This window comes from Cellulomonas sp. URHE0023, assembly GCF_000688475.1.
Classification (GTDB): domain Bacteria; phylum Actinomycetota; class Actinomycetes; order Actinomycetales; family Cellulomonadaceae; genus Cellulomonas.
In genome coordinates this window covers 346,174-372,773 of sequence record NZ_JIAN01000005.1, presented here as the reverse complement: position 1 = coordinate 372,773, position 26,600 = coordinate 346,174, and the positions used below count along the sequence as shown (strand labels likewise).

22 protein-coding genes are annotated in these 26,600 nt (G+C 70.4%); 18 read left to right on the top strand and 4 right to left on the bottom strand.

The window, feature by feature from the left end; genetic code table 11:
• The first annotated feature begins 36 nt into the window (after positions 1-36).
• From N553_RS0101800 to N553_RS24030, 15 genes are all read left to right on the top strand, one after another.
• Positions 37-588 carry an NADH-quinone oxidoreductase subunit B family protein gene (locus tag N553_RS0101800; RefSeq protein WP_028045116.1) on the top strand — a complete coding sequence of 184 codons (552 nt, stop codon included), beginning with the start codon at positions 37-39 and terminating at the stop codon, positions 586-588.
• Complete coding sequence (locus tag N553_RS0101795; RefSeq protein ID WP_028045115.1) at positions 585-1,379, top strand: NADH-quinone oxidoreductase subunit C; 795 nt, start codon at positions 585-587, stop codon at positions 1,377-1,379. Before N553_RS0101800 ends, N553_RS0101795 begins: the two co-directional genes overlap by 4 nt.
• Positions 1,376-2,725: an NADH-quinone oxidoreductase subunit D gene (locus N553_RS0101790; protein ID WP_028045114.1), complete on the top strand. Its 1,350-nt coding sequence runs from the start codon at positions 1,376-1,378 to the stop codon at positions 2,723-2,725. The genes N553_RS0101795 and N553_RS0101790 overlap by 4 nt, the downstream gene beginning before the upstream one ends.
• Positions 2,725-3,573 (top strand): NADH-quinone oxidoreductase subunit NuoE, encoded by an 849-nt coding sequence (gene nuoE, locus N553_RS0101785; protein WP_028045113.1) that lies wholly within the window; start codon positions 2,725-2,727, stop codon positions 3,571-3,573. The genes N553_RS0101790 and nuoE overlap by 1 nt, the downstream gene beginning before the upstream one ends.
• On the top strand, positions 3,573-4,910 hold the full coding sequence (gene nuoF / locus N553_RS0101780) for an NADH-quinone oxidoreductase subunit NuoF (RefSeq protein ID WP_028045112.1): 1,338 nt from the start codon (positions 3,573-3,575) through the stop codon (positions 4,908-4,910). Before nuoE ends, nuoF begins: the two co-directional genes overlap by 1 nt.
• A complete protein-coding gene (locus N553_RS0101775; protein ID WP_028045111.1) occupies positions 4,907-7,486 on the top strand; it encodes an NADH-quinone oxidoreductase subunit G in 2,580 nt (859 codons plus the stop codon). Before nuoF ends, N553_RS0101775 begins: the two co-directional genes overlap by 4 nt.
• Positions 7,483-8,865 (top strand): NADH-quinone oxidoreductase subunit NuoH, encoded by a 1,383-nt coding sequence (gene nuoH, locus N553_RS0101770; protein WP_051639745.1) that lies wholly within the window; start codon positions 7,483-7,485, stop codon positions 8,863-8,865. The genes N553_RS0101775 and nuoH overlap by 4 nt, the downstream gene beginning before the upstream one ends.
• Positions 8,858-9,700 (top strand): NADH-quinone oxidoreductase subunit NuoI, encoded by an 843-nt coding sequence (gene nuoI, locus N553_RS0101765; RefSeq protein ID WP_028045109.1) that lies wholly within the window; start codon positions 8,858-8,860, stop codon positions 9,698-9,700. The genes nuoH and nuoI overlap by 8 nt, the downstream gene beginning before the upstream one ends.
• Positions 9,697-10,563, top strand: a complete 867-nt coding sequence (locus tag N553_RS20585) for an NADH-quinone oxidoreductase subunit J (protein WP_034620464.1) — start codon at positions 9,697-9,699, stop codon at positions 10,561-10,563. Before nuoI ends, N553_RS20585 begins: the two co-directional genes overlap by 4 nt.
• The gene (gene nuoK / locus N553_RS0101755) at positions 10,560-10,859 is read left to right on the top strand and encodes an NADH-quinone oxidoreductase subunit NuoK (RefSeq protein ID WP_028045108.1); all 300 of its coding nucleotides are present in this window, start codon (positions 10,560-10,562) and stop codon (positions 10,857-10,859) included. The genes N553_RS20585 and nuoK overlap by 4 nt, the downstream gene beginning before the upstream one ends.
• 11 nt (positions 10,860-10,870) lie before the next feature.
• Entirely contained in the window at positions 10,871-12,856 is a 1,986-nt protein-coding gene (nuoL, locus tag N553_RS0101750) for an NADH-quinone oxidoreductase subunit L (protein ID WP_034620463.1), read from the top strand.
• 14 nt (positions 12,857-12,870) lie between these two features.
• Entirely contained in the window at positions 12,871-14,406 is a 1,536-nt protein-coding gene (locus N553_RS0101745; RefSeq protein WP_034620965.1) for an NADH-quinone oxidoreductase subunit M, read from the top strand.
• Complete coding sequence (gene nuoN, locus N553_RS0101740; RefSeq protein ID WP_028045105.1) at positions 14,406-16,112, top strand: NADH-quinone oxidoreductase subunit NuoN; 1,707 nt, start codon at positions 14,406-14,408, stop codon at positions 16,110-16,112. Before N553_RS0101745 ends, nuoN begins: the two co-directional genes overlap by 1 nt.
• Positions 16,113-16,176: 64 nt before the next feature.
• Positions 16,177-17,175, top strand: a complete 999-nt coding sequence (locus N553_RS0101735; RefSeq protein ID WP_081844448.1) for a polyprenyl synthetase family protein — start codon at positions 16,177-16,179, stop codon at positions 17,173-17,175.
• 67 nt (positions 17,176-17,242) lie between these two features.
• Positions 17,243-18,745: an RDD family protein gene (locus N553_RS24030; protein ID WP_156043657.1), complete on the top strand. Its 1,503-nt coding sequence runs from the start codon at positions 17,243-17,245 to the stop codon at positions 18,743-18,745.
• On the opposite strand, the gene N553_RS0101725 is transcribed toward N553_RS24030, so the two are convergent.
• Positions 18,742-20,904 (bottom strand): MMPL family transporter, encoded by a 2,163-nt coding sequence (locus N553_RS0101725; protein ID WP_028045103.1) that lies wholly within the window; start codon positions 20,902-20,904, stop codon positions 18,742-18,744. The two genes, N553_RS24030 and N553_RS0101725, sit on opposite strands and share 4 nt — an antisense overlap.
• Positions 20,905-21,065: 161 nt before the next feature.
• Here N553_RS0101725 and N553_RS0101720 point away from each other — a divergent pair, with 161 nt between their 5' ends.
• The 3 genes from N553_RS0101720 to N553_RS0101710 all read left to right on the top strand — a co-directional run bounded on the left by N553_RS0101720 (position 21,066) and on the right by N553_RS0101710 (position 24,086).
• The gene (locus tag N553_RS0101720) at positions 21,066-21,680 is read left to right on the top strand and encodes a hypothetical protein (RefSeq protein ID WP_028045102.1); all 615 of its coding nucleotides are present in this window, start codon (positions 21,066-21,068) and stop codon (positions 21,678-21,680) included.
• A 106-nt stretch (positions 21,681-21,786) separates the two neighbouring features.
• Complete coding sequence (locus N553_RS0101715) at positions 21,787-22,545, top strand: PP2C family serine/threonine-protein phosphatase (protein ID WP_231505132.1); 759 nt, start codon at positions 21,787-21,789, stop codon at positions 22,543-22,545.
• Positions 22,546-22,715: 170 nt separating this feature from the next.
• Positions 22,716-24,086 (top strand): FAD-dependent oxidoreductase, encoded by a 1,371-nt coding sequence (locus N553_RS0101710; RefSeq protein ID WP_369796688.1) that lies wholly within the window; start codon positions 22,716-22,718, stop codon positions 24,084-24,086.
• A gap of 3 nt (positions 24,087-24,089) precedes the next feature.
• Here the strand turns inward: N553_RS0101710 and N553_RS0101705 are convergent, their stop codons facing one another.
• The 3 genes from N553_RS0101705 to N553_RS0101695 are packed head-to-tail and all read right to left on the bottom strand — an operon-like array spanning position 24,090 to position 26,574.
• Positions 24,090-24,866 (bottom strand): amino acid ABC transporter ATP-binding protein, encoded by a 777-nt coding sequence (locus N553_RS0101705; protein ID WP_028045099.1) that lies wholly within the window; start codon positions 24,864-24,866, stop codon positions 24,090-24,092.
• Positions 24,863-25,741, bottom strand: coding sequence for an amino acid ABC transporter permease (locus N553_RS0101700; RefSeq protein WP_028045098.1), 879 nt, complete (start codon positions 25,739-25,741; stop codon positions 24,863-24,865). Before N553_RS0101700 ends, N553_RS0101705 begins: the two co-directional genes overlap by 4 nt.
• Complete coding sequence (locus N553_RS0101695; protein WP_028045097.1) at positions 25,738-26,574, bottom strand: transporter substrate-binding domain-containing protein; 837 nt, start codon at positions 26,572-26,574, stop codon at positions 25,738-25,740. Before N553_RS0101695 ends, N553_RS0101700 begins: the two co-directional genes overlap by 4 nt.
• Positions 26,575-26,600: the final 26 nt, after the last annotated feature.

The following is a 26,600-nucleotide window of genomic DNA, read 5'->3' as shown; positions in this document are numbered from 1 at the left end:
CACTCGCGTCAACCACTGCGTGTCCGGAGGTTTGAGATGGGGATCGAAGAAGCGCCGTCAGGCTTCCTGCTCACGACGGTCGAGGATCTCGTCGGCTACTTCCGCAAGTCGTCGCTGTGGCCCGTGACGTTCGGTCTGGCGTGCTGCGCCATCGAGATGATGGCGGCCGGCGCCAGCCGGTTCGACATCTCGCGCTTCGGCATGGAGGTGTTCCGGGCGTCGCCGCGCCAGGCGGACCTCATGATCGTGGCCGGTCGGGTGAGCCAGAAGATGGCCCCCGTGGTGCGTCAGGTCTACGACCAGATGTCCGAGCCCAAGTGGGTTCTGTCGATGGGCGTGTGCGCGAGCAGCGGAGGCATGTTCAACAACTACGCGATCGTGCAGGGCGTCGACCACATCGTGCCCGTCGACATCTACCTGCCGGGGTGCCCGCCGCGGCCGGAGATGCTGATCAACGCGATCCTTGCGCTGCACGAGCAGATCGAGAACGAGCCGCTCGGCGCCAACCGCAAGGAGGCCGCGGCCGCCGCGGAGGCGGCCGCGCTCGCCGCGACCCCGACGTCGCACATGACGGGGCTGCTGAAGTGACGGACGAGAAGGCGGGCATCCGCAAGGACGCGGCCGCGGCCGCGAAGCCGGGTGACACCGGCACGGTGGGCCAGACGGCCACCGAGGCCGCGCACGAGGCCGGCGGCCAGAACCTCGGCACCCAGCACCCGGTCGAGGTCGTCGACGTCCGCAAGGGCATGTTCGGTGTGACGGGCTCCGGTGACACGTCGGGCTACGGCGGCATGATCTCGGTGATCGCCCTGCCCGGGCCGAGCGCGCGACCCTACGGTGGCTGGTTCGACGAGGTCGTCGACGTCCTGACCGAGGTGCTCGACGAGTCCGGCACCGGGTTCACCAACGCGATCGAGCAGGTCGTGATCGACCGCGAGGAGATCACGCTCTACGTGCACCGCGAGCACGTGGTCGAGGTGGCCCAGGCGCTCCGCGACGACCAGGACCTGCGCTTCGAGCTCAGCCTGGGCGTCTCGGGCGTGCACTACCCCCACGACACCGGCCGCGAGCTGCACGCGGTCTACCACGTCGTCTCGGTGACCCACTCGCGGCGCCTGCGCTTCGAGGTCGCCGTGCCCGACCAGGACCCGCACATCCCGTCGACCGTGCAGGTGTACCCGGCCAACGACTGGCACGAGCGCGAGACCTACGACTTCTTCGGGATCGTCTTCGACGGTCATCCCGCACTGGCCCGCATCGAGATGCCCGACGACTGGCCGGGCCACCCGCAGCGCAAGGACTACCCCCTCGGGGGCATCCCGGTCGAGTACAAGGGCGCCACCGTGCCGCCCCCGGACCAGCGGAGGTCGTACCGATGACCACACAGACACCGAGGTCCACCGCGCGCGTGGTGGACGGCGACACCGAGGGCATCCCGTCCTTCGAGGCCTCCGGCGGCGACTGGTCCGACATCGCCGAGGAGGCTGCCCGCCTCGGCGAGGAGCGGATCGTCGTCAACATGGGCCCGCAGCACCCGTCGACGCACGGCGTGCTCCGGCTCATGCTCGAGATCGACGGTGAGACGGTCACCGAGGCCCGCGCAGGCATCGGCTACCTGCACACCGGCATCGAGAAGAACATGGAGTTCCGCACCTGGACCCAGGGCGTGACGTTCTGCACGCGCATGGACTACGTCGCGCCGCTGTTCCAGGAGGCCGCGTACTGCCTGGCCGTCGAGAAGCTGCTCGGCATCACCGACGACGTCCCCGAGCGCGCCACGGTGATCCGCGTGCTGCTCATGGAGCTCAACCGCATCACGAGCCACCTGGTCTGCCTGGCCACGGGCGGCAACGAGCTCGGCGCGACGACGATCATGACCGTGGGCTTCACGGCCCGCGAGGAGATCCTGAAGATCTTCGAGCTGATCACGGGCCTGCGGATGAACCACGCGTTCATCCGTCCCGGCGGCGTCGCGCAGGACATCCCCCCGGGTGCGATCGACACCATCCGCGAGTCGCTCGTGGTCGTGCGCAAGTTCTTCAAGCAGCTCGAAGACCTGATGATGGCGAACCCGATCCTGCACCTGCGCCTCAAGGGCGTGGGCTACCTCGGACTGTCGGGGTGCATGGCGCTGGGCATGACCGGTCCGGTGCTCCGCAGCGCGGGCCTGCCCTACGACGTCCGCAAGGCGAACCCGTACTGCGGGTACGAGACGTACGACTTCGACGTCCCGACGGCGGACACCGCTGACTCGTGGGGCCGGCTCGTCCTACGGGTCGAGGAGTGCTACCAGTCGATGAAGATCGTCGAGCAGACCCTCGACCGCCTGCAGAAGATGGGCCCCGGTCCGGTCATGGTCGCCGACAAGAAGGTCGCCTGGCCGGCGCAGATGGCCATCGGTGCCGACGGCATGGGCAACTCGCTCGACCACATCCGCGAGATCATGGGCACCTCGATGGAGGCCCTGATCCACCACTTCAAGCTGGTCACGGAAGGGTTCCGCGTACCGGCCGGCCAGGTGTTCCAGACCGTCGAGCACCCACGCGGCGAACTCGGCGTCCACCTGGTGTCCGACGGAGGCACGCGCCCGTACCGGGCGCACTTCAGGGACCCGTCGTTCAACAACCTGCAGGCGACGTCGATCATGTGCGAGGGCGCGCAGGTGGCCGACGTCGTCGTCGCCGTCGCGTCCCTCGACCCTGTGCTCGGAGGGGTGGACCGCTGATGTCGGTCGAGGCTGGGCGTACGCCCGGGCAGACGCACCGCACGTCCTACGACGCCGAGACGCACGCGCGTCTGACGGCCGACTCGGACCTGATCGTCGCGCGCTATCCCCAGGCACGGTCGGCGCTGCTGCCGATGCTGCACCTCGTCCAGTCCGAGGACGGCTACGTCAGCCCGCGGGGCATCGCGTTCTGCGCGTCGCACCTGGGCCTGACCACCGCCGAGGTGTCCGCGGTCGCGACGTTCTACACGCAGTACAAGCGGCACCCGAACGGCGACTACACCGTCGGCGTCTGCATCAACACGCTGTGCGCGGTCATGGGCGGGGACGCCATCTGGGAGGACCTGTCGGACTCCCTGGGCATCGGGCACGACGAGACGACGGACGACGGTCGCATCACGCTCGAGCGCATCGAGTGCAACGCCGCCTGCGACTACGCGCCGGTCGTGATGGTCAACTGGGAGTTCTTCGACAACCAGACACCGGACAGCGCGCGGGAGATCGTCGAGACGATCGCGGCCGGTCAGCCGGTGGCCCCGACCCGTGGTGCCGACACGGTCTGCTCGTTCAAGGAGATGTCCCGCGTGCTCGCCGGGTTCGATGACGGCCGCGCCCACGAGGGCGTGGGCGGTGGCGTGCCGACTCTGCGGGGCGTCGAGCTGGCTCGTGCGGAGAGCTGGACGGCCCCGCCGTTCGAGGCGTCCGGGACCGCAGCCGCCCCAGCGGGCGGCGCTCCGCAGGTGGGCGGCGAGCAGTCCAGTGCCCAGCGTCCCACCACGACGGCCGGTGACGTGTCACCGTCAGGCGAGCGCAAGAAGCAGACCTCCGACGACGCGAAGGAGTCCTGATGGCCACCACGCTCACCCCCGTCCTCACGGACACGTGGGATGCGGACCGCTCGTGGACGCTGGCCACCTACGAGGGTGCTGGCGGCTACAAGGGTCTGCGTCGCGCGCTGGGCATGCAGGCGGCCGACGTGGTCACGATGGTCAAGGACTCCGGTCTGCGTGGCCGCGGGGGCGCCGGCTTCCCGACGGGCATGAAATGGGGCTTCCTTCCCGCGCCCGACGGCGGACCCCGGTACCTGGTGGTCAACGCGGACGAGTCCGAGCCGGGGACCTGCAAGGACATCCCGCTCATGATGGCCAGCCCTCAGCACCTGATCGAGGGCATGATCATCACGAGCTACGCCATCGGCTGCGACCACGCGTTCCTCTACGTGCGCGGCGAGGTCCTGCACGTGTACCGGCGGCTCCTCAACGCGATCCAGGAGGCCCGCGCGGCCGGCTACCTGGGTACAGACATCCTCGGCTCCGGCTACAACCTGGAGATCACGCTGCACTCCGGTGCGGGTGCGTACATCTGCGGCGAGGAGACGGCGCTGCTCGACTCGCTCGAGGGTCTGCGCGGCCAGCCGCGGCTCAAGCCCCCGTTCCCGGCGGTCGCCGGTCTGTACGCCCGGCCGACCGTCGTGAACAACGTCGAGTCGATCGCGTCGGTGCCGGGGATCGTCGTCGGCGGCTCCGACTGGTTCAAGTCGATGGGTACCGAGCGTTCCACGGGCCACGGGCTGTTCTCGCTGTCCGGCCACGTGACCCGGCCGGGGCAGTACGAGGCGCCGCTCGGCATCACGCTGCGTGAGCTCCTCGACATGGCAGGGGGCGTCCGCGAGGGCCACGAGCTGAAGTTCTGGACGCCCGGGGGCTCCTCGACGCCGATCTTCACAGCCGAGCACCTCGACATCCCGCTGGACTACGAGTCCGTCGCAGCAGCCGGCTCGATGCTCGGCACGCGTGCGCTGCAGATCTTCGACGAGACGACCTCGGTGGTGCGCGCGGTGACGCGCTGGACCGAGTTCTACAAGCACGAGTCGTGCGGCAAGTGCACGCCGTGCCGCGAGGGGACCTACTGGCTCGCCCAGGTGCTCCAGCGCCTCGAGGCAGGTCAGGGGACGTCCGCGGACATCGACCTGCTGCTCGACCTGTGCGACAACATCCTGGGACGCGCGTTCTGCGCCCTCGGTGACGGTGCGACGAGCCCGATCACCTCGGCCGTGCAGTACTTCCGGGACGAGTTCGAGGCCGGCACGCACACGGCGGCCGACGTGCTCTTCCCACCCGAGCGCAGCTCGCTGTTCACCTACACGCCGCGTCAGACCGGCGTCCTCGCGGGGGTCCACGCATGACGATCCTGTCCTCCGGGGCGAGCACCCAGCTGGTCCCGCCGGCACCGCCCCAGGTGCCCACGGAGCCGGCTGCCACCGTGACGTTCACCATCGACGGCATCGAGACCGAGGTGCCCAAGGGCACGCTCGTCATCCGCGCCGCCGAGGACCTCGGCATCCAGATCCCGAGGTTCTGCGACCACCCGCTGCTCGCACCGGCCGGTGCGTGCCGCCAGTGCCTCGTCGAGGTGTGGGCTCCCGGTCGCGACGGGGCCCTGTCCAAGATGCCCAAGCCGCAGGCCAGCTGCACGCTCGAGGCGTCGCCCGGGATGCAGGTCAAGACGCAGCACACGTCAGCGGAGGCCGACAAGGCTCAGCACGGCGTCATGGAGCTGCTGCTCATCAACCACCCGCTCGACTGCCCGGTCTGCGACAAGGGTGGCGAGTGCCCCCTGCAGAACCAGGCGATGAGCAACGGGCGTGCCAGCACCCGGTTCGTCGACGTCAAGCGGACGTTCCCCAAGCCGATCGCGATCTCGACGCAGATCCTCCTGGACCGGGAGCGCTGCGTCCTGTGCCAGCGCTGCACGCGGTTCTCCGAGGAGATCGCCGGGGACGTGTTCATCGACCTCCAGAAGCGCGGCGCCAACCAGCAGATCGGCCGGTTCGACACGCAGGTCCTCGGGTTCGAGGGGGAGACACCGGTGGGCGCCTCCGCCGAGGACACCTCCGGTCGCCCGTTCGCCAGCTACTTCTCCGGCAACACCGTGCAGATCTGCCCGGTCGGCGCGCTGACCAGCGCGGCGTACCGCTTCCGGTCCCGACCGTTCGACCTCGTCTCGACGCCGGGTGTGGGGGAGCACGACTCGCAGGGGTCGGCCATCCGCGTCGACCACCGTCGCGGTGTCGTGCTGCGCCGGCTGGCGGGCGAGGACCCGACCGTCAACCAGGAGTGGATCACCGACAAGGACCGCTTCGCGTTCACGTGGCAGACGGCCCCGGACCGCATCACCACCCCGCTCGTGCGCAACTCGGACGGGGAGCTCGAGCCGGCCAGCTGGGTCGAGGCGCTCGACGCCGCCGCGGCGGGACTCCGGGCGGCGGCCCACCCGTCCGACCCGCGTGAGCCCGCTACGGGCTGGGCCGTGCTGGCCGGCGGCCGGCTCACGCTCGAGGACGCCTACGCGTACGGCAAGTTCGCGCGCGTCGCGCTGGGCACCAACGACGTGGACGGCCGGGCCCGCCCGCACTCCGCCGAGGAGGAGGCCTTCCTCGCGCACCACGTGGCAGGTCGCACGCTCGAGGTCACGTTCGCGGACCTCGACCGGGCGCCGTCGGTGCTGCTGGTCGGCCTGGAGCTCGAGGAGGAGGCGGGGATCGCGTTCCTGCGCCTGCGCTCCGCCGTCGTGGACCACAAGACCCGCGTCCTGTCGGTCGCCGCGCTGGAGAGCCGGGGGCTGCAGCGGCTCAGCGGCACTCTCGTCCCGGCGGCGCCGGGCACCGAGGCGGAGGTGCTCGACGGGCTCTCCGACGACGTGGTGTCCGCGCTCGCGGCCGACGGCGCGCTGATCCTCGTCGGCGAGCGTCTCGCGACCGTGACCGGTGGCTACTCGGCCGCTCTGCGGCTGGCCGAGCGCACCGGCGCCCGGCTGGCGTGGATCCCGCGCCGTGTCGGCGAGCGTTCCGGCGTCGAGGCAGGGCTGCTGCCGACGCTCCTGCCGGGCGGTCGCCCGGTGTCGAGCCCGGCGGCCCGCGTCGACCTCGCGGCGGTCTGGGGCGTCGAGAGCCTGCCCGCCGAGCGCGGACGCTCCACGGGCGAGATCATCGCCGCCGCCCGCGCGGGACTCCTGGGCGGGCTCGTGGTCGGTGGCCTCGAGCCCGCAGACCTGCCGGACCCGGCGATCGCCCGTGAGGCGCTCGACGTCGTCCCGTTCCTGGTCTCGCTCGAGGTGCGTCGTTCCGAGGTCACCGACCGTGCCGACGTCGTGCTGCCGGTCGCTCCGCCCGCGGAGAAGTCGGGCACGTTCGTCACGTGGGAAGGGCGCCCGCGTCCGTTCCCGCAGGCGCTCGTCTCGCACGCCATGGCCGACCACCGGGTTCTCGACCGGCTCGCGGACGCCCTCGGCGTCGAGCTCGGCCTCGAGACGTTGGCCGCCGTGCACGCAGAGCTCGACCAGCTCGGAGGCTGGGACGGCCCCCGCGTCGACGCACCGTCGGTCGCACCCGCCGAGCCGCCTGCCGTCAGCCCCGGCACGGCTGTGCTCGCCACGTGGCACCAGCTGCTGGACACGGGTCGCCTGCAGTCGGGTGAGCCGTTCCTCGCCGGCACGGCCAAGCGCGCGGTCGCCAGGATCTCGCTCGGTACCGCGCAGGGCGTGGGCGTCGTCGACGGTGCCCTGATCGCCGTCGGGACGGATGCCGGCACGATCACGCTGCCGGTCGTCGTCACGGACATGCCCGACCACGTGGTGTGGCTCCCGACGAACTCGCTCGGCAGCGCGGTCCGCGACACCTTGCACGCCGACGCGGGCGACCTGGTGCGGCTCGCTCCGGGTGCTCGAGAGGTCGAGCGACAGGACGAGGAGGCCAGCGCATGATCGCCGCCCTGCCCACAGTGTTCCTGCCCGCCGACGCGGCTCCGCCCGTCGTGGCGGACTTCAGCAACGACACCTGGTGGATCGTCCTGATCAAGGCCGTGGCCATCGTCGTGTTCCTGCTCGTCAGCGTCCTGTTCGCGATCTGGTTCGAGCGCAAGGTCGTCGGTCGCATGCAGCAGCGTCCGGGCCCGAACGTCCACGGCCCGTTCGGACTCCTGCAGTCGCTCGCCGACGCCATGAAGCTCCTGGTCAAGGAGGACATGACTGTCAAGGCCGCCGACAAGGTGGTCTACATCGTCGCGCCGATGATCGCGGTGTTCTGCTCGCTGCTGGTGTTCGCGGTCATCCCGTTCGGGCCGATGGTCAGCATGTTCGGGGTGGAGACGCCGCTCCAGCTGACCGACTTCCCGGTGGCCGTCCTCTACATCCTGGCGTGCGCGTCCGTCGGCGTGTACGGCATCGTGCTCGGTGGGTGGTCGTCCGGCTCCACGTACCCCCTGCTCGGCTCCGTCCGCTCGACGGCGCAGGTCATCAGCTACGAGCTCTCGATGGGCCTGTCGCTGGTCACGGTGTTCATCGTCGCGGGGTCGATGTCGACGTCGCAGATCGTGGACTCGCAGCAGCGGCTCTGGTGGTTCATCCCGCTGATCCCGGCGTTCGCGATCTACATCGTGTCGATGGTCGGCGAGACCAACCGGCTTCCGTTCGACCTGCCCGAGGCCGAGGGTGAGCTGGTCTCGGGCTACATGACCGAGTACTCGTCGATGAAGTTCGCGTGGTTCTTCCTCGCGGAGTACATCAACATGCTGAACGTCTCGGCGATCGCCACGACCCTGTTCCTGGGCGGCTGGCGCCTCCCGGTGCCGACCACCTTCCTCGACGGTGCTCTGAACGAGGGTTGGTGGCCGATCCTGTGGTTCGTCGCCAAGCTCTGGATCTTCATGTTCTTCTTCGTCTGGGTCCGCGGTTCGGTCCTGCGCTTCCGGTACGACCAGTTCATGAAGATCGGCTGGAAGATCCTCATCCCGGCGGCGCTCGCGACGGTCGTCGTGGTCGGCGTCTACCAGGGCGTGCACCAGTTCACGGACGTCCCGCTGCAGAAGATCCTCATCGTCACCGCCGCGGTCATCCTGGTCGGAGCGGTGGTCTGGGGATTCGTCCCCGAGAAGAAGCCCGAACCGCCCAAGCCCAAGGCGCCCGAGGTCTACGACCCGTACGCAGGCGGCTACCCCGTGCCTCCGCTACCGGGCCAGGTGCTGCCGCCGTCCCCACGCAAGCAGCGGGCCGCCGAAGTCAAGGCAACGGCCTCGGTGACGGCCGGACCCGCGCCGGCAGGCACCGACGAGAGCGACGAGACAGGAGGGGTCAACGGTGGCTGACAAGCCCAGGCCAGACAAGCGCGAGGCCGCAGGGTCCGGCAAGCAGCCGGCCCGCAAGCCGGCGCAGACCACGCCTGCCCCCAGCGCGGCCGGTTCGTCGGTCGCGCCGCGTCGTACCTCCGGTGAGGTGGCACGGCCCGAGGGCTACCAGTCGCTCATCGAGCCGCGCAACGCCGTGTCGGACTTCTTCGCACCCGTCGGCGGGTTCGGCGTCACGCTCTCGAACATGTTCCGGCCCACCGTGACCGAGCAGTACCCCTCGGAGAAGGTGCCGGCCAAGCCGCGGTACCACGGGCGCCACCAGCTCAACAGGTACGCCGACGGCCTCGAGAAGTGCATCGGCTGCGAGCTGTGCGCGTGGGCGTGCCCGGCGGACGCGATCTACGTCGAGGGCGGCGACAACACCCCCGAGGACCAGCACTCTCCGGGCGAGCGTTACGGCAGCGTCTACCAGATCAACTACCTGCGCTGCATCTTCTGCGGTCTGTGCATCGAGGCGTGCCCCACCCGGGCGCTGACCATGACCAACGAGTACGAGCTGGCGGGGCCGACCCGCGCGGGCATGATCTGGGAGAAGCAGGACCTGCTGGCCCCGCTGCGCAGCGGGATGCTCCAGGCGCCGCACCCGATGGTCGAAGGCACGACGGACACGGACTACTACCGCGGCGAGGTCAACGGTTCGACGCCCGCGCAGGTCGCCTGGGTCGCGGAGCACCGTCCCGACGACCCGACCCTGCCCGGCGGTGCCGGGCTGGACGCCGCGAACGTCCCCGGGCCGACGGCGGCTGTCATGGCCGCCACGGTGGCACGCGCAACGCGGCAGGGCACCCGATGAACGCGGCGACGACGCTGACCCTCGTCCAGTCCCTCAGCGAGACGGGAAAGACCTCGACCGGTGAAGCGGTGCTGTTCTGGTGCCTGGCACCGGTCATGGTCCTCGCCGCGAGCGGGCTGCTCTTCATCAAGAAGGCGGTGCACGCCGCCCTGCTCGTGATCACGGTCATGATCTCGCTGGCCATCCTATACATCGCGCAGGGTGCGGTGTTCCTCGGCATGGTGCAGGTCGTGGTCTACACGGGCGCCGTGATGATGCTCTTCCTGTTCGTCCTCATGCTCGTGGGAGTCGACGGTTCCGACTCGCTCGTCGAGACGATCCGCGGGCAGCGCTGGATCGCGCTGCTCGCCGGTATCGGGCTCGCGTGCGTGCTCGTGGGCGTCGTCGCCAAGGCCGCGTACGACGTGAGCGGGTTCACGCCCGAAGCCGTGGACAACAACCCCCAGGGGATCGCGGAGATCCTCTTCGGGCAGTACGTGTTCGCGTTCGAGGTGGTCGGCGCGCTGCTCGTCACCGCGGCGCTCGGTGCCCTGGTCCTCACGCACCGGCAGCGGCTCACACCGCGCGTCGGCCAGAAGGAGCGCTCCGACGCCCGCGTCGCCGCCGGTGCCACCCTCACGCCGCTCCCCGCACCAGGCGTGTACGCCCGGCACAACGCGATGGACGTGCCGGCACTCGGACCCGACGGACGGCCGCTCGACAGCTCGGTCCCACGCGTGCTGCGCATCCGCGGCCAGGAGGCCGACGCGCAGGAGTTCGCCGCCCGGATCGACCGGGTCCTGGCGGGCGGGTCGGTGGTCGCCGGCAAGCAGTTCGGCAACCCGGACGTCCCGGATGCGGCCGCGACGGAGGAGAGCACGTGAGCCTGACCCACTACCTCGTGCTGGCGGCGATCCTCTTCTCGCTGGGCGCCACGACCGTCCTGCTCCGGCGCAACGCGATCATCGTGTTCATGGGGGTCGAGCTCATGCTCAACGCCACCAACCTCACGCTCGTCACGTTCTCCCGCATCCACGGTGACCTCACGGGGCAGGTGATGGCCTTCTTCGTGATGGTCGTCGCGGCCGCCGAGGTCGTCGTCGGCCTGTCGATCATCGTGGCCATCTTCCGAACCCGACGCTCGGCCTCGGTCGACGACGTGAACCTGTTGAAGAACTGAGGGGCGGGGACGTGCACACCCTGACAGCCCTGGTGGCGAGCCTGCCATCAGACACGATCGGCCCGGCGACGGAGACCGTGGAGACGGGCACCCTGCTCGTCGCACCGCTGCTCGTCGGCATCCCGCTCCTCAGTGCTGCGCTGCTGCTGGTGCTGGGCCGCCGCACCGACCGCTGGGGCCACTGGCTCGGCGTGCTCGCGTCGTCGGCCGCGTTCGTCATCGGAGCCGTCGTCTTCGTCAACATGCTCGGTCGGTCCGAGGGATCGCGCGTGCTGGACGTCGACCTGGGCAACTGGATCGACGCGGGCGCGTTCCACCTGAATGCCGGGGTGCGGCTGGACCCGCTGTCGTTGACGTTCGTGCTCCTCGTGACGTTCGTGGGTTCGCTGATCCACATCTACGCCGTCGCGTACATGGAGCACGACGCCGACCGGCGCAGGTTCTTCGCCTACCTCAACCTGTTCATCGCCGCGATGCTCACGCTCGTGCTGGCCAACAGCTACCTCCTGCTGTTCTTCGGCTGGGAGGGTGTCGGGCTCGCGTCGTACCTGTTGATCGGCTTCTGGAACTACCGGCTCGACTACGCGGTGGCCGCCAAGAAGGCGTTCGTCGCCAACCGCATCGGTGACCTCGGGCTCATCATCGCGATGGGCCTGATGTTTGCGACCTTCGGCAGCGTCAGCTTCGACACGGTGCTCGGTGGCGTGACGGAGTCGACCAGCCAGGCGACCCTGAACGGGATCGCGCTCATGCTCTTGCTGGCCGCGTGCGGCAAGTCGGCGCAGTTCCCGCTGCAGTCCTGGCTCGGCGACGCGATGGCCGGCCCGACACCCGTCTCGGCCCTGATCCACGCCGCCACCATGGTGACCGCGGGGGTCTACCTGATCGTGCGGTCGGCGCCGCTGTTCAACGCGGCGCCGGACGCCCAGCTGGTCGTCGTCTGCGTCGGGGCCGTCACGCTCGTGTTCGGGGCGATCGTCGGTTGCGCCAAGGACGACATCAAGAAGGCGCTCGCGGCGTCGACGATGTCGCAGATCGGCTACATGATCCTCGCGGCGGGGCTCGGACCGGTCGGCTACGCGTTCGCCATCTTCCACCTGGTGACGCACGGCTTCTTCAAGGCCGGCATGTTCCTCGGCGCCGGCTCCGTGATGCACGGCATGGACGACCAGGTGAACATGCGCCTGTTCGGCGGCCTGGGCCGGTACATGAAGATCACCTACATCACCTTCGGCGCGGGCTGGCTGGCGATCATCGGCTTCCCGTTCTTCTCCGGCTTCTACAGCAAGGACCACATCATCGAGTCGGCGTTCGTGCCGGTCGAGGGTGCGCCGTGGCGCGCGTGGTTCTTCGGGTCCGTGGCGATGCTCGCCGCGGGGATCACCGCGTTCTACATGTCCCGGCTGTTCTTCATGACCTTCGAGGGCGAGAAGCGCTGGACGAACAAGGCCGACGGCAGCCACCAGCACCCGCACGAGGCGCCCAAGCTCATGACGTGGCCGATGATCGTGCTGGCGGTCGGGTCGGTCGGTCTGGGTGCGTTCCTCAACGCCGGGAACAAGTTCGTCGACTGGCTGGCGCCGGTGCTCGGTCATCCGGAGCACGAGGAGCCGGTCATGCCCGTACCCGTGATCATGGGACTGACCCTCGCTCTCGTGGCCGTCGGGATCCTGATCGCCTGGCGCCGCTACGTCGCGTCGCGCGTCCCCGTCGTCCCGCCGGTCGGCACCTCGCTGACGCGCGCGGCTCGTGTGGACCTCTACCAGGACACCGTCAACGACGTCCTCCTGGTGGAACCGGGCCAGGCCCTGACCCGCTCGCTCGTCTACGTCGACCGCACCGCGATCGACGGCACCGTGTCGAGCGTCGGTCGGGTCACGGTCGGTCTCGGTGAGATCGCCCGGCGCTTCCAGACCGGCTACGTCCGGTCGTACGCCGCGTCGATGCTCCTCGGGCTCGTCGTCCTCGTCATCGTCGTCCTGGTCATCCAGATCTGATGGAGCTCACACCGATGTCGTCCTCCTTCCCCTGGCTGACCGCCCTCATCGTGGTCCCCGTGCTCGGCGCGGTGCTGCTGTGGGCGCTTCCTGCCGGTCTGCGCAAGCACGCACGGTCCGTCGCTCTCGCCGTGGCCGTGGTCGTGCTCGCCCTCGGTGTCGGGGCGCTGCTGGCGTTCGACACCGACGCGTCCCAGGCGATCCAGCTGTACGAGCAGCACGCCTGGATCCCGGCTCTCGGCGTGTCCTACGCGGTAGGCGTCGACGGCGTCGGCCTGGCTCTCGTGCTCATGTCGATCGTGCTCGTGCCGCTGGTGGTCCTGGCCGCCTGGCGAGAGCAGGACTCGCTCACCGTGGCCACGGACAGGCTGCGCCGGTACCTCGCGCTCATCCTGCTGCTCGAGGCGTTCATCGTCGCCGTGTTCTCGGCGAGGGACGTGTTCCTGTTCTACGTCCTGTTCGAGGCCATGCTCGTCCCGGTCTACTTCATGATCGGCATGTTCGGCGGTGCGCTGCGCCGCTACGCCGCCGTGAAGTTCCTGCTCTACTCGCTGGCCGGCGGCCTGATCATGCTGATCGCGGTGATCGCGCTGTACCTGCAGGGCGACGGGGGTCCGGAGGGCTTCCTGACGGCCAACCTCACGGGCCTGGACATCGCGCCCACCACGGAGAAGCTGCTGTTCCTCGCGTTCTTCCTGGCGTTCGCGATCAAGGCGCCGATGTTCCCGGTGCACACCTGGCTTCCCGACGCTGCACAGCAGGCTCCCGCCGGAACCTCGACGCTGCTGGTGGGCGTCCTGGACAAGGTGGGCACGTTCGGGATGCTGACGCTGTGCCTGCCGCTGTTCCCGGACGCCTCGCGGTGGGCCGCACCGGTGATCATCGTGCTGGCTCTGGTCTCGATCATCTACGGTGCCGCGCTGGCCATCGGTCAGAAGGACATCATGCGCCTGATCGCGTACACGTCGGTGTCGCACTTCGGGTTCATCGTCCTGGGCATCTTCGCGTTCACGTCGACGTCGATCGCCGGGTCCTCGTTCTACATGGTCAACCACGGGCTCTCGACCGGGGCGATGTTCCTGCTCGCAGGATTCCTGGTTGCCCGGCGCGGCACGCAGGAGATCTCGGCGTTCGGCGGGCTGCAGAAGATCGTTCCGGTGTTCGCCGGCTTCTTCCTCGTCGCAGGCCTGAGCGTCCTGTCCCTTCCGGGTCTGTCGACGTTCATCAGCGAGTTCCTGGTCATCGTGGGCACCTTCGCCCGGCACCCGGCCGCGGCGATCGTCTCGACGGTCGGGGTCGTGCTGGCTGCGATCTACATCCTGTGGCTCTACCAGCGGGTCTTCACGGGTCCGGCCCCGGCCGACCTGGAAGGGACCGCGGACCTGCGGGCTCGTGAGCGGTGGGCCATCGCGCCGCTGCTGCTGCTCATGCTGATCTTCGGCTTCGTGCCGCGACCGGCTCTCGACCTGGTCAGCCCACCGGCTTCGGTGACGCTCGAGCAGGTAGGCGTGACGGACGTGCCGGCCGGCACCGATGAGGGGAGCAACTGATGAGCGGGTTCACCGCACCGACGATCGACTGGGGCGCGCTCAGTCCCGTCGTCATCGTCCTGGGCGCCGCCATCATCGGCGTCCTCGTCGAGGCCTTCGTGCCGGCACGGGCCCGCCGGAACGCCCAGCTCGCTCTGTCGCTGCTCGCGACGATCGGCGCGCTCGTCGCCGTGGTCCTGCTGTGGCCCGGCGTCGAGGAGTCCGGGGGCACCACGGTCCTCGGCGGCTCGGTGCTCGTCGACGGCCCGACGCTCGTCCTGTGGGGCTCGATCGCGCTCTTCGCGGTGATCTCGCTGCTGATCATCGCCGACCGCACCGAGACCGGCGAGGACGCGTTCGCCCCGAACGCGGCTGCCGTGCCGGGGTCGGACTACGAGGACGTCGCCCGCCGCAAGGGCATCCACCAGACCGAGATCTACCCCCTGGTGCTCTTCGCCACCGGAGGCATGCTCGTCTTCCCGGCCGCCGGTGACCTGCTGACCCTCTTCGTCGCGCTCGAGGTCCTCTCGCTGCCGCTCTACCTGCTCGCGGGCATGGCACGTCGTCGTCGCCTGCTCTCGCAGGAGGCGTCGATGAAGTACTTCCTGCTCGGCGCGTTCGCGTCCGCACTGTTCCTGTTCGGCATCGCCCTGATCTACGGGTACAGCGGCTCTCTGCGCTACGCGGACATCGCGACCGCGACCGGCACCCCGAGCGGCATGGAGAGCGTGCTGCTCGTCGGGTCGGTCCTGATCCTGGCCGGCCTGCTGTTCAAGGTGGGGGCTGTGCCCTTCCACACCTGGACGCCCGACGTCTACCAAGGTGCCCCGACACCGATCACCGGGTTCATGGGGGCGTGCACGAAGATCGCGGCGTTCGGTGCGCTGCTGCGGATCGTCTACACGGTCTTCCCGGACCTGCAGTGGGACCTCGCCGCGATCCTGTGGACCGTCGCGATCCTGACGATGGTCGTCGGCACGGTCGGCGCCCTCGTCCAGAGCGACATGAAGCGCGTCCTCGGGTACTCCTCGATCGCGCACTCCGGGTTCATCCTCACGGGCATCATCGCCCTGAACCAGGCGGGCATCACCGCGGTCCTGTTCTACCTGCTCGTCTACGGCGCGGCGACCGTCGGTGCGTTCGGCATCGTCTGGCTGGTGCGCGAGCGGACGAGGCAGTCCGCGGACGGCAGCCCCGGCCCGATCCTCGGCGAGGCCACGCACCTCTCGCAGTGGGCCGGCCTGGGCCGGACGAACCCGCTGCTCGCACTGACGTTCGCGCTGTTCCTGCTGTCGTTCGCGGGGATCCCGCTCACGGCGGGCTTCATCGGCAAGTTCGGTGTGTTCTCCGCCGCGGTCGACGGGGGCGCCTGGCCGCTGGCCCTCATCGGCGTGCTCGCCTCCTCGGCCGCCGCGTTCTTCTACGTGAGGATCATCGTCCTGATGTTCTTCACCGGCTCCGCGTCAGCCGACGGCGAACCCACCGGGACCGACGTGTACGTGCCGGCCGGGGACGTCAGCGCGCCGATCTCCGCGGGCGACGGCGCGGTCGCGGTCGAGACGGTCGTCGAGACGGAGGCGCGGTCCACGATCACCACCACGGTCGTGAAGACGGAGGGGCTCGCGGTCGCTGCGATCGCGATCTGCGCGCTGCTCACGATCGTGATGGGCATCGCGCCCTCGCCCGTGATCGAGGCCATCCAGGGTGTGGCGTCGTTCCTCCCGTGACCACGCACCGCGTGCGGTGTCCTGCACGAGGCCCGCGGGCAGATAGGTTCATGCCGTGACCTCGATGACGGCCTTCCCGCTGGCCGATGCCGATCTCGGCGAGCGCCTGTCCGCACGGCTGGAGATCGTCGAGGAACGGCTGCGCCATGCTGTCACCAACGTCGACCCGTTGGCCGACGACGCCTCACGTCACCTGGTCAACGCGGGTGGCAAGCGTCTGCGTCCGCTCCTGACGCTGCTCGCGGCCGAGCTCGGCGACGGGTCCCGGCTCGAGGTGATCGACGCCGCAGTCGTGGTCGAGCTCACGCACCTGGCCACGCTGTACCACGACGACGTCATGGACTCGGCACCGCTGCGCCGTGGTGCGCCGGCTGCGCACGAGGTATGGGGGAACTCCGTCGCGATCCTCACGGGTGACCTCCTGTTCGCCAGGGCGTCCGCGACGGTCGCCGGGCTGGGGCCCGAGGCGGTACGCATCCAGGCCGCGACCTTCGAACGGCTGTGCCTCGGCCAGCTCCACGAGACCGTGGGTCCGCGCGCGGAGGAGGACCACGTCGCGCACTACCTGCAGGTGCTCGCCGACAAGACGGCCTCGCTCATCGCGACGTCCGCGCGGTTCGGTGCGATGTTCTCCGGATGCCGGCCCGAGATCCAGAGCATCGTGTCCGCGTTCGGCGAGAAGATCGGCGTCGCGTTCCAGCTGGCGGACGACGTCATCGACCTGACGTCCGACGGCGCCACCACGGGCAAGACGCCCGGCACCGACCTGCGCGAGCGTGTTCCGACGATGCCCGCGCTCCTGCTGCGCGCCCGCGCGGCGTCGCCCGACGCCACCGCGGCGGACCACGAGCTTCTGGCGCTCCTCGACTCCGACCTCACCGACGACGACGCGCTCGACCGTGCGGTGGCAGCACTGAGGGTGCACCCTGTGGTCGAGGAGACCCGCGAGCGGGCGGTGACTCTGGCCCGGTCCGCGGTGCTCGAGCTCGACGCCCTCGACGACGGATCGGTCAAGGACGCGCTGGTCTCGTTCGCGGACGCGCTGGTCGATCGCGCGTCCTGACCGCGTGCCCCACGTTCTGACACCATGTCACCCCGGCCCATCGACGGGCCGAACCGGGAGGTCCGAGGTGAGCGCACCGTGTGACGTCTGTGGCGCGCCGCTCGCGGCAGGCGCCAAGCGCTGCGCGGTGTGTGGCGCACCCCCTGCGCCGGCCGCCCGGGTGCTGCCTCGTCGCCCGGTGCTCGACGCGGTCCCGGAGCTCACGGCGCAGACCGTCGCACCTGTGGGTCTGCGGGTGCTCGCCTTCACGGTCGACGTGGTCGTGCTGGGGCTGGCCGTGGGTCTCGGCTACGTGCTCGCGGGAGCGTCCGGAGGTCTTCACGAGCCCGACGGGTCGTGGAGCCCTGCGGCTGTCGCCCTCCCGGGACTGCTGGTCGTCGCCGCGGCGACCCAGTGGCTGGTGGAGGCGCGGTCGGGTGCGACCGTGGGCAACGCGCTGACCGGTATCCGCACGATGGCGTCGCAGACGTACCGACCGGCGGGGATGTCCGCCATCGCCGTGCGGGTCCTCGTCGAGCTCGCCGGGGCGCTCGTGGCACTGGTCGGGGCGTGGGTCGTCGTCGCGTCCGGCGTCTGGGGCAGCCCACCCGCCCGGCGGGGATGGCACGACACAGCAGCACGGACGCTGGTCCTGCGGGCGCGGTCCCTGCGGGAAGCCGGCGTCGAGGGGCCCGGGACGTCGCCCGCGGTGCACCGGGCGCTCGGACCCGTGCCGGTCCTCGGCATGGTGCGGCCGGTGCCCGGGGTGGTGCCGAATCCACGTGACGCTCCGCCGAGGAACGCGCCGATCATCTCGACCACCCCGGGTCTGGTGCGGCCGGCCCCGTGGAAGTCGATCACGGTGTCGACCTCCGTCCAGCACGTCGAGGTCATCACCGGGCCGCCGGGCCCGCGCCCGGGCAAGCTGACGGGACCGGCGTCTCCCGCGGACCGTCGGCTGATCGACGTGCCGAACAGGCTCGTGTCCGGGCCGCCGCGGCCGACCGTCCGCGGGCCGGTCATCGGTGCGCCCCCCACGGAGGCGATCTCGATCCGCGCGACGTCACTGCGACGCGTACCGGTCCTGCCCCGCATCGGTGCACGGTCGAGGCACCGCCCGGACGGACTGGTCGAGCCGGAGGTTCGTCCGGCGGATCCAGGGCTGCCCGAGCTGGAGCACGCCAGGCTGCGTCCGGACGAGCCCCCGGCCCGGGTGACGGAACAGGGGCTGGTGCTCCGGTTCGACAGCGGCCTGCAGCTCGAGGTCGAGGGCGACGGGCTGGTCGGGCGGGCCCCCGACGACGAGCCGGGCCTCGTGCACCTCGTCGCGATCGACGACCCGGGCGGCTCCATCTCGCGCGTCCACCTGGCGTTCGGCGTGGATCGTCGGGGGAACCGGCTGTGGTTCGTCGACCGCGGTTCCATGAACGGGACCGTCGTGGTGCGTCCCGACGGCACCGAGGTGTCGCTCGCTCCTGGGAAGCGCACGAGGGTCGATGCCGGCAGCACCGTGAGGTTCGGGCAGCGCACGATCGAGGTCCGCAGCCGGTCGGAGCTGGACTGGCCTGCCCCGACCGACGCGGTCGACTAGGGAGCAGCAACCAGGATCTTGGCCTCGGGCAGCTGCTCCTCGCTGTCCACCTCTACGCGGGGCAGCACCCGGTCGAGCCAGCGCGGAACCCACCAGTTGGCGCGCCCGAGCAGCTTCATCGTCGCGGGCACCAGCACCATCCTGACGAGAGTGGCGTCGATGAGGATCGCGGTGGCCAGCCCGACCCCGAACATCTTGGTCGCGGCGTCGGCGCCGAGCACGAAGGCCAGGAACACGCAGACCATGATCAGTGCCGCAGACGTGATGACGCGTCCGGTCCGGGCCACCCCGTTGACCACGGCCAGGTCGTTCGAGCCGGTCGCGACATACTCCTCGCGCACCCGGCTCAGCAGGAACACCTCGTAGTCCATGGAGAGCCCGAACAGGATGGCGAACATGAACATGGGGATGAACGACACGATCGGCACGGTGGACTCGAGCCCGATGAGGTCGGCGCCCCAGCCCCACTGGAACACCATGACCATCACCCCGTAGGACGCCCCGATGCTCAGCAGGTTGAGCAGGACCGCCTTGAGCGGTACCAGCACGGAACGGAACACCAGCATGAGCAGGAGGAACGACATACCCAGGACCGCGAGGACGAACACGGGCAGCCGGTCGTTGACCCGGATCCCGACGTCGGCGAAGTTCGCGGTCTGCCCGCCCACGTGCGCCCGCGCAGGGCTGTCGGCGAGTGCCGCGGGGAACACCTCGGAGCGCAGCCGGCCGATCGTCTCGCTCGTCGCCTGGTCCTGAGGGCCGGTCGTGGCGTAGGCGACGACCGTGCCGACGTCACCGCGGACGACGGGTGCCTCGACGCTCGCGATCCCGGGGTCGTCGGCGATCGCTGCCGCGAGCGGCGTGAGGACTGCGTCGTCGCCGCCGAGCGCGACGGCCACGACGAGAGGCCCGTTCCGGCCGGGTCCGAAGCCCTGGGCGACGAGGTCGTAGGCCTGGCGCTGCGTGAAGCTCGGTGGCAGGGCGCCGTCGTCCGGGATGCCGACGCGCAGCGCGAGCACGGGCGCAGCCAGGGCGAGGAGCAGCGCGGTGACGCCCAGCAGGTAGCTGCGCGGATGACGCGTCACGTGCCGCGTCCAGCGAGCCCAGCCCGGGCTCGTGGCGTGGACCGGGCGGCGACCGACCACGCGGCGCCGAGACAGGGCCAGGAGCGCGGGAAGGAGGGTCACGGAGGCCGCGACCATGATGAGCACGACCATCGAGATGGCGATCCCGCCCGCCGTCATGAACGGCACCCCGGCGACCGCCAGCCCCAGGATCGAGACCACGACGATCCCGCCGGCGAAGACCACCGGCCGACCCGCCGTCGCGATGGACCGTGCGATCGAGTCCTCGACCACCAGCCCCCGAGCGAGGTACTCGCGGTGTCGCGTGGTGACGAACAGCGCGTAGTCGATCCCGACGCCGAGGCCCACCATCGCCCCGAGGACGGGGGCGTAGCTGGGGATGACCATGACGTTGGCCAGCAGCGACATCGCCCCGGTCCCGACCGCGAGTCCCAGGATCGACATCGCGATCGGCAGCAGGGCGGCGGTGACCGACCCGAAGGCGAGGAACAGGATGGCGAGCGCCGCCAGGACGCCGACGAGCTCGCCGGCGTTGCCGGTGGACTCCTCGTAGGCGAAGTACAGGTCGCCGCCCTTCTCCACGCGCAGGTCCGGTCCGCCGTCGAGCGCCTCGAGGTTGTCCAGGTCTGCCTTCGAGAGCTCGTCGAGGGTCGGGTACTGGAGGCGCAGCAGCGCCACGCGTCGGTCGGGGGAGACGACCCCGGACTCGTCGCTCGACCCGGCGAGCGCACCGGCGGGGTCGGTGGTGCCCAGCACGTGCGGCAGCGCGGCCGCGTCCTGCTGCAGCCGTGCGAGCGCGGCCCGGGCTGCGGGGTCGTCCGTGAACGAGCCTCCGTCGACGGGCGTGGCCACGACCTGTGCCGTCAGGCCGGCTTGGCCCGATCCTGCGGACTCGAGCAGGTCGTTCGCCTGCTGGGAGTCCAGGCCCGGAACCCGGAACGAGTCCTCCAGCTTCGCTCCGAAGGTGCTGGAGGCCACGACGACCAGGACGGCGAGCAGCAACCACGACGAGATCACGGCCTTGGGGCGGCGGGCAGCCCCACTGCCCAGGCGGTACAGGGTCTGCGACAACATCAGGAGCCTCCCAGATCGGTGAGTTCGATCGTCTCGATGCGCCGAGCGCGGCAGCATCGGCCGGAAAGGTCGAACCCCGGCGGCCGAACGGCCGGAGCGACGCTGGTCCTTTCGGCCGACCGGCACTTGTGGCGGTGCGCACGGTCGGTCAAGGTGCAGCCATGGGTTTCGCCGCGATGTCCTCGTCCGACGACGGGTCCGAGACCGACCCGGAGGCCCTGCGCGCCGCGCGGGTGCGCTGGTCGCCGCCCGAGAACGAGGTTCCCGCCCAGGCGGGTGGGCCGGCCGTCGTCGCGGCGGACGGGGACGCCGCCGTCGTGCTCCAGTCCGTGCTGCAGTACAGCGCGGGTCTGCTGATCGGCCTGGAGTTCCGTCGACGTGCGGACGGCGACCACTGGCAGCGGTTCCCCGAGGACACGTTCCTGGGTGTGGAGCTCGCCGACGGCACCAAGGTGGTTGCCGACCCGTCCGGCAGGAACGACGCCACGGCCGTTGCCTACTCGCTCGTCCAGCGCGGTGGTGGAGGTGGTGGCCGTCGGTACGAGCTGACGTACTGGCTGAGTCCCACGCCTCCTGCGGGCGATGTCGTCCTCGTCGTGCACGCGGTCGGGCTGGGCCTGCCCGAGGGTCGGGTCGTCCTGCCCGCCGCAGAGCTCGCCGGTGCGCTCGAGCAGGTCCGCGAGCTCTGGCCCTGGGAACCCGAACGCCCCGACGCGTACCGGCCTCCCGATCGGCCGGTGCCGCCGGGTGGATGGTTCGAGAGCACAGAGTCGTAGGCCTCGATGCGTCGTTATGCTGACCGACGATCGGGGCACACGGATCACGGCGGCGCCCCGCGGGACGAGGGCACCGGGATGAGGACGAGATGGCACGTGTGACCGCGTGGCTCGTCGCGATCCCGTGATCGACGGCCGCGTCCGCCTGCGGGTCGGTGTGGCGACCGACCGCGCGCAGCGCCCGCGCAACGAGGACGCCGTCTGGACCCAGGACGGGGCGTTTCTCGTCGCGGACGGCATGGGCGGCCACGAGCGGGGCGAGGAGGCGAGCCGAACGGCGATCGAGGTGCTGGCTGTCCTGGCCCAGGGCGCGCCCACACCTGAGGAGGCGCGTGGGGTGGTGCACGAGGCCCACGCGGCCGTCCGGGCACTTCCCAAGGGCACAGGACGCCGACCTGGGACGACGGTGACAGGCGTGGTGCTGACGGAGCACGACGGCGTGCCGTGCTGGCTCGTGATCAACGTCGGCGACTCGCGTACCTACCGGATGGCCGGGGCGGTGCTCGAGCAGGTCACGCACGACCACTCGGAGGTCGCCGAGCTCGTTGCCGCGGGGGTGGTGCCTGCGGAGGACGCCAGCCGGCACCCTCGTCGCAACGTGGTCACCCGGGTGCTGGGTGGTGGGTCGCGCCAGGTGGACCCGGATGTCTGGCTGCTTCCCGTCAGCCCGGGGGACCGCATGCTCATGTGCTCCGACGGGCTGACCGACGCGCTCTCGGACGCACGGATCGAGGCCGAGCTGCGAGCCGCCGACGACCCCCAGGACGCCGCGGACCGGCTGATCGCCGCGGCGCTGGCCGCAGGCGGCACGGACAACGTCACAGCGGTCGTGGTGGACGCCACCCTCACGCGACGGTCCGCATAGCGCGGGCCTTCCGACCCGACACGCCGTCTCACGGGTGTCCGCATGCTGGCGGCCGTCTCAGGGTGACCTCACAGCGCGTCCTACACTGGCCCTGAAAAGTCCCGCAGATGCCGTTGATCGCGCACGCGGGGCTCCCCAAGATCGGAAGGCAAAGCGCGCCCGTGAGCACTCTGCGAGTGGCCATCGTCGGCGCAGGACCGGCTGGCATCTACGCCGCCGACATCCTGTCGAAGACCGACCTCGACGTCAGCATCGACCTGTTCGAGCGCCTGCCTGCACCCTTCGGCCTGGTGCGCTACGGCGTGGCACCCGACCACCCGCGCATCAAGCAGATCATCGTCGCGCTGCAGAACGTCCTCAGCCGGGGCGACATCCGGCTGCTGGCCAACGTCGACTACGGCACGGACCTGAAGCTCGACGACCTGCGCCAGTTCTACGACGCCGTGATCTTCTCGACGGGCTCGATCCGCGACGCGGCGCTGCCCGTCCCCGGCATCGACCTCGACGGCTCGTACGGTGCCGCGGACTTCGTGTCCTGGTACGACGGCCACCCGGATGTCCCGCGCACCTGGCCGCTGACCGCCCAGCACGTCGCCGTCCTCGGCGCGGGCAACGTCGCGCTGGACGTGGCACGGATCCTGGCCAAGCACGCCGACGACCTGCTGCCCACCGAGCTGCCGAGCAACGTCTACGACATCCTCAAGGCCTCGCCGGTCACCGACGTGCACGTGTTCGCGCGCCGCGGCCCCGCGCAGGTCAAGTTCTCCCCGCTGGAGCTGCGCGAGCTCGGTCACGTCCCGGACGTCGACGTGATCGTCTACCCGGAGGACTTCGACTTCGACGAGGGGTCGATGGCGGCGATCCACTCGTCCAACCAGACCAAGCAGGTCGTCAAGACGCTCACGGACTGGACGCTCAAGGAGCCGGAGGAGAACACCGCGAGCCGGCGCATCCACCTGCACTTCCTGCACAAGCCGGTCGAGATCCTGGGCGAGGACGGGCACGTCACCGGTCTGCGGACCGAGCGCACCGCGCTGAACGGCGACGGCAACGTCACCGGAACCGGTCAGACCCAGGACTGGCCCGTCCAGGCCGTCTACCGGGCGGTCGGCTACTTCGGCTCGCCGCTCGTCGACATCCCGTTCGACGACGTCGCAGGCGTCATCCCGAACCGTGAGGGTCGCGTGGTCGACGTCGACGGCGAGCATCTGCAGGGCGTGTACGCGACGGGGTGGATCAAGCGCGGCCCGGTCGGCCTCATCGGGCACACCAAGTCGGACGCGTCGGAGACGATCCGGCACCTCGGCGAGGACGTGGCCGAGCGTGGCGAGGCGTTCTACACGGCGACCGACCGCGACCCGTCGGCCGTGGTCGAGTTCCTCGGCAGCCGGAGCGTCGACGTGATCCAGTGGCAGGGCTGGGAGCTCCTGGACGCGTACGAGCGCTCGCTGGGCGAGCCGCACGGCCGTGAGCGCATCAAGGTCGTCCCGCGCGACCACATGGTCGCGGTGGCTCTCGGCCAGTCGGTGCCGCAGGACTGAACGTCAGGCGGTGATCCGCCGGAGGAACTCGCGCGTGCGGTCCTCCTGCGGGTCGCCGAGCACCTGTTCCGGCGTCCCGCGCTCGTGCACCCTGCCCTGGTGCAGGAAGCAGACCTCGTCGGCGACCTCGCGCGCGAAGCCCATCTCGTGCGTCGCGACGACCATGGTCAGCCCGGTCTGCTTGAGCTCGGCCAGGAGCGAGAGCACCTCGCCGACGAGCTCAGGGTCCAGAGCGCTCGTCACCTCGTCGAGCAGCATCACCGCAGGCTTGCCGACGAGAGCCCGGGCGATGGCCACGCGTTGCTGCTGGCCGCCGGAGAGCGCGTCGGGGAAGGCCTGCGCCTTGCTCGCCAGCCCGACCCGCTCCAGCACCGCCATGGCTTCGTCCTCGGCCTCCTTGCGGCTGGTCCTGTGCACCAGGCGCGGGGCGAGGGTCACGTTGTCCAGCACGCGCAGGTGCGGGAACAGGTTGTAGGCCTGGAACACCATGCCGATGCGCGCGCGGACCGAGTTGGCGTCCAGGCGAGGGTCCGTGATGTCGGTGCCCTCGAGCTCGATGACCCCGTCGTCGATGTCCTCGAGCAGGTCGATGCACCGCAGCAGCGTGGACTTGCCCGACCCGGACGCACCGATCAGGACCACCACGCGGTGCGCGTCGACGTCGAGCGAGAGGTCGTCGAGGACCAGGTGGTCACCGAACGACTTGCGCACGGACCGGACCGACAGCAGGGGACCGTCCGAGCGCCCGGGCGACGGTTCGGGAAACCGGCGTGCCCTCATCGCAGGGCCCCGCTGCCCGCGATCGTGCTCTGTGCGCCGATCCAGCCCGAGCGTCGCGCGAGCGCGTCGGTGAACCGGGTCAGCGGGAAGGTGAGCAGCACGAACAGGCCCCCCGCAACGACGTAGGGCGTGAAGTTGGCGTACTTCGCGGTCTCGATCTGCGCGGCACGCACGGCGTCGATGGCGCCGAGGATCGAGATGAGGCCGGAGTCCTTGGACAGCGACACCAGGTCGTTCAGGAGCGGCGGGATCACGTTGCGCACGGCCTGGGGCAGGACCACGTGCCGCAGCGACTGCCCGTGCGTCAGGCCGAGCGAGCGAGCGGCAGCCACCTGCGATGGGTGCACGGACTCGATCCCCGCCCGGAACACCTCGGCCACGTAGGCCGAGTACGTCAGCACGAGCGCGAGGCCACCCAGCCAGACTGCGGACGTGGGGATGCCCTGCAGGCGCAGGCCGGGAAGCCCGAACCCGACGAGAAGCATCACCAGGATCAGCGGCAGTCCGCGGAAGATGTCGACGTAGGCGGTGGACAGGGCGCGCAACGGGAAGAAGGCGGGTCCGCGCAACGTCCGGGCGAGGGCGAGGGCCATGGCGACGACCACGATGACGACCGCGCTGCACGCCATGACCCGGATGTTCAGCCAGAGACCCTCGAGGATCGCCGGGAACGCGGCCGTGGCGACGTCCCAGTCGAAGAACGACGCCTTGACCCGCGGCCAGCCGGGCGACGAGACGAGCGCGAGCCAGGCGACGGCCACGAGCGCGACCGTCGACACGACCGCGACGGTCGTCGAGCGGCGCGCGCGCGTGCGTCGGAACGCATCCCGCTCACGCTGCCGCTCGGACGGCACCCAGGCGGCCGCGGTGCTCACTTCAGGACCGGAGCACCCGCGGCGTCGGTGAGCCACTCGGTCTCGAGGTCGGCGAGCGTGCCGTTCTCGCGCAACGCGTCGACCGCGGCCGAGACCGACGACGTCAGGGGGTTGTCCTTGTCGAGCACGATCCCGAACTCGTCGCCGCCGGCGCTGTCCGGGAGCTGGCCGAGGACGATGCCGCCGTCCAGCTCTGCCGCCGTGATGTAGAGGGCGGTCGGCAGGTCGACGACGATCGCGTCCACGAGCCCCGACGTCAGCGCCTGCTTGACCTGGTCGTTGTCGTTGAACACCTGGACCGGCGTGGCGGGGGCGATCGTCTCCTGCGCGGACGTCAGGCTCGTGGTGCCCACCATCGCGCCGATGCGCAGCGGCTTGAGGGCTGCCAGCGTCGTGGCGCTCTCAGCCGCGGAGCCCGTGAGCGTCACGACGGCCTGCGCGGTCTGGTAGTACGGCGAGGAGAAGTCGAGGCTCGCCTTGCGCTCGTCGCTGATCGACACCTGGTTGAGGGCGAAGTCGAAGTCCTTGGCGCCGGGCGCGATGATCTGGTCGAAGCTGTCGCTCACCCAGGTGACGTGGTCCTTGTCGAACCCGAGCTGCTCTGCCACCGCGTAGGCGACCGCGGACTCGAAGCCCTTGCCGGTCGAGGGGTCGTTGTCGAGCACCCACGGCTCGTAGGCGGGGTCCGACGTCGCGACCGTCAGGATGCCGTCCGTGAGCGTCGCGAGCGAGCCGTCGCTCGGTGCGTCACCGGAGGACTCGTCGGTGGGTGCGCAGGCCGCCAGCGCCAGGGCGACGACGGCGGCAAGGGTGGTCCAACGGGCAAGGCGCACGGGGTGTCTCCGGGTGTCGGTGGGAC